The organism is Streptomyces sp. NPDC102402 (assembly GCF_044765765.1).
Taxonomy (GTDB): Bacteria; Actinomycetota; Actinomycetes; order Streptomycetales; family Streptomycetaceae; genus Streptomyces.
In genome coordinates this window covers 179476-190269 of the sequence record NZ_JBIWKR010000012.1, presented here as the reverse complement: position 1 = coordinate 190269, position 10794 = coordinate 179476, and the positions used below count along the sequence as shown (strand labels likewise).

The following is a 10794-nucleotide window of genomic DNA, read 5'->3' as shown; positions in this document are numbered from 1 at the left end:
TGCGCGCCCTCACGGATCTGGTCGCGGGCCATCTCCACACAGTCGTCCCAGCGGGCCTCCAGCATGGCCTCGCGGAACTTCTTGGACCCGTTGGCATTCGTCCGCTCACCGATCGCCAGGTACGAGGTGTCCTGACGGAACGGCACCGTCTGGTAGAGCGAGGCGGCGCCGGGCTCGGGGCGCGGCTCGCGGACCGCGGGGGTCAGGGCGCGGGCCCGCTCGACGACCTGGCGCAGGTGCTCGGGCGTCGTTCCGCAGCAGCCGCCGATCAGGGAGAGGCCATAGTCGGTCACGAAGGATTCCTGGGCGTCGGCCAGCCCCTCCGGGCCGAGCGGGAAGTGCGCGCCGTCCTTGGTCAGCACGGGCAGGCCGGCGTTCGGCATGCACATCAGCGGTGTGCGCGAGTGCTTGGCCAGATAGCGCAGGTGCTCGCTCATCTCGTCCGGGCCCGTCGAGCAGTTCAGCCCGATCAGATCGATGCCCAGCGGCTCCAGAGCCGTCAGCGCGGCACCGATCTCCGAGCCGAGCAGCATCACGCCGGTCGTCTCGAAGGCGAGCGAGCAGATCAGCGGCACGTCGAAACCCAAGGCGTCCATCGCCCGGCGCGCGCCGATGAGGCTGGACTTGGTCTGCAGCAGGTCCTGCGTGGTCTCCACGATCAGGGCGTCCGCACCACCGGCGAGCAGGCCTTCCGCGTTCTGCTGGTAGCCGTCCCGGAGCACGTCGTACGCGATGTGGCCGAGCGAGGGCAGCTTGGTGCCAGGACCGATCGAGCCCAGCACCCACCGCTGACGGCCGTCCTTCGCGGTGAACTCGTCGGCGACCTCCCGGGCGATACGGGCACCCGACTCCGACAGCTCGACGATCCGGTCAGCGATCTCGTACTCGTTCGCCGCCGAGTGGTTCGCGCCGAAGGTGTTCGTCTCCACGCAGTCCACACCGACCGCGAAGTACTCCTCGTGCACCGACCGGACGATGTCCGGCCGGGTGACGTTCAGGATCTCGTTGCAGCCCTCGAGATTCTCGAAATCCTCCAGGGTGGGGTCCTGGGCCTGGAGCATGGTGCCCATCGCACCGTCGGCCACCACCACCCGGGTGGCCAGCGCCTCACGGAGCGCTGCGGCTCGGGTCCGGCTGTCAGCTGAGGGGGTCGGCAACGAGGCCATGGATGTTCTCCCTGGGATGCGACGGCTGTCGGCTTTGCGCCCTTCTGTGGAGGAGGGCACGCCGCCAGCCTAGCCGGGAGGCGCCCGGGCCGGTCATCGCGTCCCACGGGGCGGACTGCATGCTGTGCGGGGAACGGGCCCGGTCGCGGGGTGGCGCATAATTTTCCCGCCACCGGACAGAGGTCGGCATCGACCGATAGTGTTCAGCATTGTCGAACCGAGGTGGAGGAGTACGGCGCGATGGCGAAGAACATCCAGTCGCTCGAGCGGGCAGCGGCGATGCTGCGTCTGCTGGCGGGCGGCGAGCGTCGGCTCGGCCTGTCCGACATCTCGTCGTCGCTCGGTCTGGCCAAAGGTACCGCGCACGGCATCCTGCGTACTCTCCAGCACGAGGGCTTCGTCGAGCAGGACACCACGTCCGGGCGCTACCAGCTCGGCGCGGAGCTGCTGCGCCTGGGCAACAGCTATCTCGACGTGCACGAGCTCCGGGCCCGCGCGCTGGTGTGGACCGACGACCTGGCCCGCTCCAGCGGCGAGAGCGTCCACCTGGGCGTGCTGCACCAGCACGGCGTCCTGATCGTCCACCACGTCTTCCGGCCCGACGACAGCAGGCAGGTGCTCGAGGTCGGCGCCATGCAGCCCCTGCACTCCACGGCCCTGGGCAAGGTGCTCGCCGCCTACGACCCGGTCGCACACAGCGAGGTCACCGAGATGGAGCGGCGCTCCTTCACCCCGCGCACCGTCACGGGTGAGGAGGAGTTCGAGTCACTGCTCGACCTGATCCGGGCGCGGGGCTGGGCGGCCGACGTCGAGGAGACCTGGGACGGAGTGGCGGCGGTGGCCGCCCCCGTCCACGACCGGCGCAGGATGCCGGTCGGCGCCGTGGCCGTGACGGGTGCCGTGGAGCGCGTCTGCGCCGGCGGCGAACTGCGGCCCGAGCTCGTCGCCGCCGTGCGGGACTGCGCCCGTGCCGTCTCCCGGGATCTGGGCGCCGGACGCTTCTGAGCCCACCCCCGCGACGCCGTAACGATCGAGTCGCGCGTCACACACCCCTTGACGCACACACCTTCGAGGAGAAACATTGCCGCTCACCGGTCGGCATTGCCGAACACCTAACGGCAATACGCGTTAGGGTGTGACAGTGCCGAGGGCCGGTCAAGCCCTACACAGGTGACGTGCCCTGCTCCTCACGGGTACCCACCTAGGGCGCGATCCACCGGAGGGACCCGGTGTTTCGCCTTCCCCTGGACGAAGGACAAAGGAGTCGCGGGTGTCCAGCTCCGACATCTTCATCGGCGAGACCATCGGTACCGCCATACTCATCCTGCTTGGCGGCGGTGTCTGTGCCGCCGTCACGCTCAAGCGCTCCAAAGCGCAGAACGCCGGCTGGCTGGCCATCACCTTCGGGTGGGGCTTCGCCGTACTGACCGGTGCCTACATCGCCTCCGGCGTGTCCGGTGCGCACCTCAATCCGGCAGTCACCATCGGCCTCGCGATCCAGGGCGGCACCGCCTGGAGCGATGTGCCCCTGTATCTCGCCTCCGAACTCCTCGGCTCGCTGATCGGCGCCGTGCTCGTGTGGGCCGTCTACTACGGACAGTTCCACGCGCACCTGACCGATCCCGAGATCGTGAAGGACCTGCAGGCCGAGGAAGGCCTGGTCGACCGCGCGTCGGCGCCGAAGGCCGGCCCGGTGCTCGGCATCTTCACCACGGGTCCGGAGATCCGGAACGCGGTGCAGAACGTGGTCACGGAGGTCATCGCGACCTTCGTCCTGGTCCTGGCGATCCTCACGCAGGGCCTCAACGACGAGGGCAACGGCCTCGGCGCGCTCGGTGCCCTGATCACCGCTCTGGTGGTCGTCAGCATCGGCCTGTCGCTCGGCGGCCCGACCGGCTACGCGATCAACCCGGTGCGCGACCTCGGACCGCGCATCGTGCACGCACTGCTGCCGCTCCCGAACAAGGGCGGGTCGGACTGGGGCTACGCATGGGTACCGGTGGTAGGACCGCTCATCGGGGCCGCACTGGCCGGCGGGCTCTACAACCTCGCCTTCGCCTGAGCCACACCCTCCACACCACACAGACTTCCGGGAGCCAACCGTGACCGACGCACACACCACAGGCCCGTTCATCGCGGCCATCGACCAGGGCACCACGTCCAGCCGCTGCATCGTCTTCGACAAGGACGGCCGGATCGTCTCCGTCGACCAGAAGGAACACGAGCAGATCTTCCCCAAGCCGGGGTGGGTCGAGCACGACGCCAAGGAGATCTGGGAGAACGTCCAGGAGGTCGTCGCCGGAGCGGTCGTCAAGGCCGGCATCACCGCCGCCGACGTCAAGGCGATCGGCATCACCAACCAGCGCGAGACCACCCTGCTGTGGGACAGGCACACCGGTGAGCCGGTTCACAACGCCCTCGTCTGGCAGGACACCCGCACCGACGCCCTCTGCAAGGAGCTCGGACGCAACGTCGGCCAGGACCGCTTCCGCCGTGAGACCGGGCTGCCCCTCGCCTCGTACTTCGCGGCCCCCAAGATCCGGTGGCTGCTGGACAACGTGGAGGGTCTGCGCGAGCGCGCCGAGCGCGGCGACATCCTCTTCGGCACGATGGACTCCTGGGTCATCTGGAATCTGACCGGCGGCACCGAGGGCGGCGTCCACGTCACCGACGTCACCAACGCCTCGCGCACCCTCCTGATGAACCTGCACTCGATGCAGTGGGACCAGAAGATCCTCGGTTCGATCAACATCCCGTCCGCCGTACTGCCGGAGATCCGGTCCTCCGCCGAGGTCTACGGCACCGCCAAGGGCGGCGTGCTCGACGGCGTCCCGGTGGCCTCCGCGCTGGGCGACCAGCAGGCGGCGCTGTTCGGCCAGACGTGCTTCGCCGAGGGCGAGGCGAAGTCCACGTACGGCACCGGTACGTTCATGCTGATCAACACCGGTGAGACCCCCGTCAACTCGTACAACGGGCTGCTGACGACGGTCGGATACCGGATCGGCGACCAGAAGGCGGTGTACGCGCTGGAGGGGTCCATCGCGGTCACCGGCTCGCTCGTCCAGTGGATGCGCGACCAGATGGGCCTGATCAAGTCCGCGGCCGAGATCGAGACACTCGCGTCCTCCGTCGAGGACAACGGCGGCGCCTACTTCGTACCGGCGTTCTCCGGTCTGTTCGCCCCGTACTGGCGCCCCGACGCACGTGGTGTCATCGCCGGCCTCACCCGTTACGTGACCAAGGCGCACATCGCGCGGGCCGTGCTCGAGGCCACCGCCTGGCAGACCCGTGAGATCAGTGACGCCATGACCAAGGACTCCGGCGTCGAGCTGACCGCGCTCAAGGTCGACGGCGGCATGACCTCCAACAACCTGCTGATGCAGACGCTCTCCGACTTCCTGGACGCTCCCGTGGTGCGTCCGATGGTCGCCGAGACCACCTGCCTCGGCGCGGCCTACGCCGCCGGCCTCGCCGTCGGCTTCTGGCCGGACACCGACGCGCTGCGCGCCAACTGGCGCCGCGCCGCCGAGTGGACCCCCCGCATGGACGCGGCCACCCGTGACCGCGAGTACAAGAGCTGGCTCAAGGCCGTCGAACGGACCATGGGCTGGATCGACGACGACGAGAGCTGAGGAGCAATCGACATGACCACCCTGCAGAGCGTCCCCGCCCTCGGGACGCATCCGGCCTCCGGCTCCCTCCCGAGCCGCGCCGAGACCCGGGAGCGGCTTTCCAAGGCGACGTACGACCTCCTGGTGATCGGCGGCGGCATCCTGGGCATCTCCACCGCCTGGCATGCCGCGCAGTCCGGGCTGCGGGTGGCCCTGGTGGACGCCGGCGACTTCGCCGGCGCCACGTCCTCCGCCTCCTCCAAGCTCCTCCACGGCGGTCTGCGCTACCTCCAGACCGGCGCGGTGAAGCTGGTCGCGGAGAACCACTTCGAGCGGCGCGCGGTGTCCCGTCAGGTCGCCCCGCACCTGGCGAACCCGCTCACCTTCTACCTGCCCGTCTACAAGGGCGGCCCGCACGGCGCCGCCAAGCTCGGCGCCGGTGTCTTCGCCTACTCGGCCCTGTCCGCGTTCGGTGACGGCGTCGGCCACGTGATCAGCCCGGCCAAGGCACGGCGTGACGTCCCGGAGCTGCGCACGGACAACCTGAAGGCCGTCGCGGTCTACGGCGACGACCAGATGAACGACGCCCGGATGGCGCTGATGACGGTCCGCGCGGCCGTCGACGCGGGCGCCGTCGTCCTCAACCACGCCTCGGTCACCGGACTGCGTTTCACCCAGGGCCGGGTCACGGGCGCCGAGCTGGAGGACCGGCAGGACGGCACCGAGTTCGGCGTCGACGCCCGCCTCGTACTGAACGCCACGGGCCCGTGGGTCGACCACCTGCGCAAGCTGGAGGACCCGAACGCGGCGCCCTCCATACGTCTGTCCAAGGGTGCGCACCTGGTCCTCAAGCGCACCCGCCCCTGGAAGGCGGCGCTGGCGACGCCGATCGACAAGTACCGCATCACCTTCGCGCTTCCGTGGGAGGACATGCTGCTGCTCGGCACGACCGACGAGGAGTACGAGGGCGACCCGGCCGATGTCTCGGTCACCGAGAAGGACACCGCGCAGATCCTCGACGAGGCGGCTTTCTCCGTGCGGGACCAGCAGCTGTCCCGCGATCTGATCACGTACTCCTTCGCGGGGCTCCGGGTGCTGCCCGGCGGCCCGGGCGGCACGTCCAAGGCCAAGCGCGAGACGGTCGTGACCGAGGGACGCGGCGGGATGCTGTCGGTCGCCGGCGGCAAGTGGACGACGTTCCGCCACATCGGCCGTACGGTGATGAACAAGCTGGCCGAACTGCCCGGGCGTCCTCTCGCCGAGGACATGGAACCGATGGCTCGACTGCCGAGGAAGGTGCCGCTGCCCGGCATCGCGAACCCGAACGCGGTGGCGCACCGGCTGCTGGCGGACGGCGGCACGCCGGGACCGCGGATGTCGGCAGACACGGCCCGGCACCTCGCGACCCATTACGGCTCGCTCTCCTTCGACATCGCGCGGCTGGCCGACGAGAACCCGGCGCTCGCCGAGCGCATCCACCCGGACGCCCCGGAGATCTGGGCACAGGTGGCGTACGCGCGCGACCGCGAGTGGGCGGAGACGGCGGACGACGTGCTGCGCCGGCGGACGACGCTGACGATCCGGGGTCTGGCCACGGACGACATCAGGGGCAGGGTCGAGGACATGCTGGCCGACGGCCGCTGACGGCGCCTCACCCAGGCCTCAGGGGCGGCCTCCCGGACGTGGGGGCCGCCCCTGAGGCATGGGGTGGTCCGCCCCTGGCGGGCCGGCCCGGGGACCGCCTGCACGGGCAGCCGTACTCGGCCGCATAATGAGGCGATACATCGGATGTCTTGTGCGCGAGGAGGCCCCACATGGCCGTCACCGACGAAGCGATCGAGAAGATCAAGGGAATGATCGTCTCGGGTGCGCTGGCCCCGGGCGACCGGCTTCCCAAGGAGAGCGACCTCGCGGCCGATCTGGGGCTGTCCCGCAACTCGCTGCGCGAGGCGGTGCGCGCCCTGTCGCTGATACGGATCCTCGACGTCCGTCAGGGTGACGGCACCTACGTGACCAGCCTGGACCCGCAGCTCCTCCTGGAGGCGCTCAGCTTCGTGGTGGACTTCCACCGCGACGACACGGTGCTGGAGTTCTTCGCGGTCCGCCGGATCCTGGAGCCCGCGGCCACGGCGATGGCGGCGCTGCGCATCGAGGAGGAGGAAATCGACGCGCTGAGCGCCCAGTTGGACGCTCTGGGCCCGGATCCCTCGGTGGAGGCGCTCGTCGCGGGCGACCTGGAGTTCCACCGCGGCATCGTCCGCCACTCGGGCAATTCGGTGCTCTGCTCCCTGCTGGACGGCCTGTCCGGCCCCACCACACGGGCCAGGGTGTGGCGGGGGCTGACCCAGGAGGACGCGGTCAGCCGGACCCTCCACGAGCACCGGGCGATCCTCGCCGCGCTGCGGGACCGGGACGCGGAGGCGGCCCGGTCCTGGGCGACGGTGCACGTGGCGAGCGTGGAGCAGTGGCTGCGCTCGACCCTGTGAGCCGCGGTCAGCCCCGTGCCTGGGCGGGGCGCGGCCGCAGCCCCTGCATCCCCCCGTCGACCGCGAGCGCGGTACCGGTCACGGAGGCCGCCGCCGGGCTCGCCAGGTAGACGACGGCGGCGGCGACCTCGTCGGCGGACACCAGCCGCCCCAGGGGCTGACGGGCTTCGAGCGCGGCGCGCTCCGCGGCCGGGTCCTCGGCGTGGTCGAGCAGGCGGCCGACCCAGGGGGTGTCCGCCGTACCGGGGTTGACGCAGTTGACCCTGATCCCTTCCCGGACGTGGTCGGCGGCCATGGCGAGGGTGAGGGAGAGGACGGCCCCCTTGCTCGCGCTGTAGAGCGCCCGCTGCGGCAGGCCCGCGGTCGCCGCGATGGAGCAGGTCTGGGTGACCGACACGGCTCCCGGGCGCCCGGCGGCGGCACGGCGCAGATGCGGCAGGGCGTGCCGGGCGGTGCGGACCATGCCGAGCACGTTCACGTCCAGTACGCGGGTCCACTCCGCGTCGCCGTTGTCCTCCACGGTGCCGACCGCGCCGATCCCGGCGTTGGACACCAGGGTGTGCAGACCGCCCAGTTCCTCGGCGGCCCGGTCGACCGCGCGCCGTACGGCGTCGTCGTCCGTCACGTCCGCCGCGAGCGCGAGCGCCCCTTCCGGAGCGCCTTCCGGATCGAGGTCGAGGACCGCGACGCGGGCCCCGCGGGAGAGCAGCAGGGCAGCCACGGCGGCCCCGATGCCGGACGCGCCGCCCGTCACCAGGGCGGACAGTCCGTCGAAATCCTGCGTACCGGTCATCGGGCGGTCTCCTCGGGTGTGCGGCGGGCCTGCCAGACGGGGCCCTGCGGGTAACGGTGTCCGGCGATCGAGGCGGGAAGCATCCGGGCCGAGAAGCCCGGTGTGCGCGGGGTGACGTAGCGGCCGCCCTTGACGACGGCCGGGTCGGCGAAGTGCTCGTGGAGATGGTCGACGTACTCGATGACCCGGTTCTCCCAGCTGCCGGAGACGGCCACGTAGTCGAACATCGCGAGGTGCTGCACCAGTTCGCACAGTCCGACGCCTCCGGCGTGCGGGCAGACCGGGACGCCGTACTTCGCGGCGAGCAGCAGCACCGCGAGGTTCTCGTTGACGCCGGCGACGCGTGCGGCGTCGATCTGCACGAAGTCGACGGCCCCCGCCTGGAGCAGCTGCTTGAACACGACCCGGTTGGCGACGTGCTCGCCGGTGGCGACCTTGACGGGCTGCCCGGCGCGCACGGCGGCGTGGCCGAGCACGTCGTCGGGGCTGGTCGGTTCCTCGATCCAGTACGGGTCGTACGGGGCGAGCGCGTTCATCCACTCCACCGCGCCGGCCACGTCCCAGCGCTGGTTGGCGTCGACTGCGATCCGGATGCCGGGGCCGACGGCGCGGCGGGCGAGCGAGAGCCTGCGGATGTCGTCGTCCAGATCGGCCCCGACCTTCAGCTTGATCTGGGTGAAGCCTTCGGCGACGGCCTCCTCGGCGAGACGTACGAGCTTGTCGTCGTCGTATCCGAGCCAGCCGGGCGACGTCGTGTACGCCGGGTACCCCTCGGCGAGCAGCCGCTCGGTGCGCGCGGCCCGGCCCGGCTCCGCCGCTCGGAGGATGCCGAGCGCCTCCTCGGGGGTGAGTGCGTCGGTGAGGTAGCGGAAGTCGACGAGGGAGACGAGCTCCTCCGGGGTCATCTCCGCGAGGAACCGCCAGACGGGCTTGCCCGCCAGTCTCGCCGCGAGGTCCCAGGCCGCGTTGACGACGGCTCCGGCGGCCATGTGCATCACCCCCTTCTCGGGGCCGAGCCAGCGCAGCTGCGAGTCGTGCGTGAGGGTGCGGTGGAGCGCTGCGAGGTCCGCGGCGGTGCGCGGAGCGGGCCGGCCCACCACATGGCCTCGGAGCGCCTCGATGGCGGCGGCCATGACATCGTTGCCACGGCCGATGGTGAAGCAGAGACCGTGCCCCTCGCCGCCCTCCGTGCGCAGCACGACGTAGGCGGCGGAGTAGTCGGGGTCGGGATTCATGGCGTCCGAGCCGTCCAGCAGCTCCGAGGTGGGAAACCTGATGTCCTCGACCTCGAGATCCGTGACGGTCAGACTCATGTGCGCCCCCAGGGGAATAACATCGGATCTCTCAATGGTCATCCGATGTATAACTCCCCGAGGGCCCCACAGTCCAGGGCCAGGACGGAGATTGATCAGTTTCGTCCGATACAGCTCGGATGATTCATGGGGTGGCACGCTTCACCGCCGCACGCAAACGGGCTGCGGCGGAACAGGCCGGAAGCCGTAAGGTTGGTCCGTACACAAGGGAACTTCGGAAGGAGGCCTGGGTGATCGAGCTCGAGGGGGTACCCGAGCTGATCGACCCGGTCATGGTGGCCGCGTTCGAGGGCTGGAACGACGCCGGTGACGCCGCCTCCACAGCGGTCGCGCATCTGGACCGGGAGTGGAAGGGCGAGGTCTTCGCGGCGCTCGACGCCGAGGACTACTACGACTTCCAGGTCAACCGGCCCACGGTGTGGATGGACGGTGGGACGCGCAAGATCACCTGGCCCACCACGCGGCTCTCCGTGGTCCGGGTGGGTGGCGACAAGCCCCGTGACCTGGTGCTGATCCGCGGCATCGAACCCTCCATGCGCTGGCGTTCGTACTGCAACGAGATCCTCGGCTTCGCCCATGAGCTGGGCGTGGAGATGGTCGTCATCCTGGGGGCGCTGCTCGGCGACACCCCGCACACCAGGCCGGTACCCGTCAGCGGCGTCACCTCGGATCCCGACCTGGCCAGGACCATGGACCTGGAGGAGACCCGGTACGAGGGCCCGACCGGCATCGTGGGCATTCTCCAGGAGGCCTGTACGCACGCCGGGGTGCCCGCGGTGAGCCTGTGGGCGGCGGTGCCGCACTACGTGTCGCAACCGCCGAACCCGAAGGCCACGCTGGCACTGCTGAACCGTCTCGAGGACCTGCTCGGCATGCGGATCCCGCTGGGCGAACTGCCCGAGGACGCCCGTGCCTGGCAGCTCGGGGTCGACCAGCTGGCCGCCGAGGACAGCGAGGTCGCGGAGTACGTGCAGACGCTGGAGGAGGCACGGGACACCGCGGAGCTGCCCGAGGCCTCCGGCGAGGCGATCGCCCGGGAGTTCGAGCGCTATCTGCGGCGCAGGGACATCGGCGGTCCCGGACAGGCGCCGGGCGGCCACGCCACGGAGAGCGGTGACGTGCCCTATCTGCGGGACACCTCCAGTGGCCGCACGAGGCCGCCGAAGCCGCCGCGCCCCGAGAAGGGGCGGCCGAAGGAGGGTGACGGGGGCACGACGCCCGAGGACCCGCCTCCCGCCGGGCCGGACGAGGACTCCTCGGACGGCTGAGAGGGCCCGCCGCCGACATGCCGGACGGCCCCGGACCACGCGATCTCTCGCGTGGTCCGGGGCCGTCCGGCATGTCGGGCGGGGGGGGCTAAAGGGGGGCACCCCCCCCGGCGGCGCCCCGGCGCCGGACGCGTCCGCGGGCGCCCCCGTGCCAGCC

At 70.9% G+C, this 10794-nt stretch carries 9 protein-coding genes; 6 read left to right on the top strand and 3 right to left on the bottom strand.

The features are described 5' to 3' along the window. Positions 1-1166: homocysteine S-methyltransferase family protein (locus tag ACIRJR_RS28840; RefSeq protein WP_403785939.1), on the bottom strand; the 1166-nt coding region annotated here is incomplete at its 3' end. Between the two features lie 240 nt (positions 1167-1406). Between ACIRJR_RS28840 and ACIRJR_RS28835 the strand changes: the two genes are divergently transcribed. The 5 genes from ACIRJR_RS28835 (at position 1407) to ACIRJR_RS28815 (ending at position 7263) form a co-directional block, all read left to right on the top strand. Continuing rightward, positions 1407-2171 (top strand): IclR family transcriptional regulator, encoded by a 765-nt coding sequence (locus ACIRJR_RS28835; protein ID WP_403785937.1) that lies wholly within the window; start codon positions 1407-1409, stop codon positions 2169-2171. 265 nt (positions 2172-2436) lie between these two features. Further along, positions 2437-3228, top strand: coding sequence for an MIP/aquaporin family protein (locus ACIRJR_RS28830; RefSeq protein WP_403785935.1), 792 nt, complete (start codon positions 2437-2439; stop codon positions 3226-3228). A 40-nt stretch (positions 3229-3268) separates the two neighbouring features. Next, complete coding sequence (gene glpK / locus ACIRJR_RS28825) at positions 3269-4798, top strand: glycerol kinase GlpK (protein ID WP_403785933.1); 1530 nt, start codon at positions 3269-3271, stop codon at positions 4796-4798. A gap of 12 nt (positions 4799-4810) precedes the next feature. Then, complete coding sequence (locus tag ACIRJR_RS28820; RefSeq protein ID WP_403785931.1) at positions 4811-6421, top strand: FAD-dependent oxidoreductase; 1611 nt, start codon at positions 4811-4813, stop codon at positions 6419-6421. Positions 6422-6591: 170 nt separating this feature from the next. Beyond that, positions 6592-7263 carry a FadR/GntR family transcriptional regulator gene (locus ACIRJR_RS28815; protein WP_403785929.1) on the top strand — a complete coding sequence of 224 codons (672 nt, stop codon included), beginning with the start codon at positions 6592-6594 and terminating at the stop codon, positions 7261-7263. Between the two features lie 7 nt (positions 7264-7270). Here ACIRJR_RS28815 and ACIRJR_RS28810 read toward each other — a convergent pair whose 3' ends face one another. Both ACIRJR_RS28810 and ACIRJR_RS28805 read right to left on the bottom strand, forming a co-directional pair. Beyond that, positions 7271-8056: an SDR family NAD(P)-dependent oxidoreductase gene (locus ACIRJR_RS28810; RefSeq protein WP_403785927.1), complete on the bottom strand. Its 786-nt coding sequence runs from the start codon at positions 8054-8056 to the stop codon at positions 7271-7273. Further along, entirely contained in the window at positions 8053-9369 is a 1317-nt protein-coding gene (locus tag ACIRJR_RS28805) for an L-fuconate dehydratase (protein WP_403785957.1), read from the bottom strand. Before ACIRJR_RS28805 ends, ACIRJR_RS28810 begins: the two co-directional genes overlap by 4 nt. A gap of 230 nt (positions 9370-9599) precedes the next feature. On the opposite strand from ACIRJR_RS28805, the gene ACIRJR_RS28800 reads away from it, so the two are divergent. Further along, complete coding sequence (locus ACIRJR_RS28800; protein WP_403785925.1) at positions 9600-10637, top strand: PAC2 family protein; 1038 nt, start codon at positions 9600-9602, stop codon at positions 10635-10637. The last annotated feature ends 157 nt before the right edge of the window (positions 10638-10794 follow it).

Coding starts and splice junctions, on each gene's coding strand:
- ACIRJR_RS28820 (WP_403785931.1), top strand. CDS start 4,811: ATGACCACCCTGCAGAGCGTCCCCGCCCTCGGGACGCATCCGGCCTCC.
- ACIRJR_RS28810 (WP_403785927.1), bottom strand. CDS start 8,056: ATGACCGGTACGCAGGATTTCGACGGACTGTCCGCCCTGGTGACGGGC.
- ACIRJR_RS28835 (WP_403785937.1), top strand. CDS start 1,407: ATGGCGAAGAACATCCAGTCGCTCGAGCGGGCAGCGGCGATGCTGCGT.
- ACIRJR_RS28815 (WP_403785929.1), top strand. CDS start 6,592: ATGGCCGTCACCGACGAAGCGATCGAGAAGATCAAGGGAATGATCGTC.
- ACIRJR_RS28805 (WP_403785957.1), bottom strand. CDS start 9,369: ATGAGTCTGACCGTCACGGATCTCGAGGTCGAGGACATCAGGTTTCCC.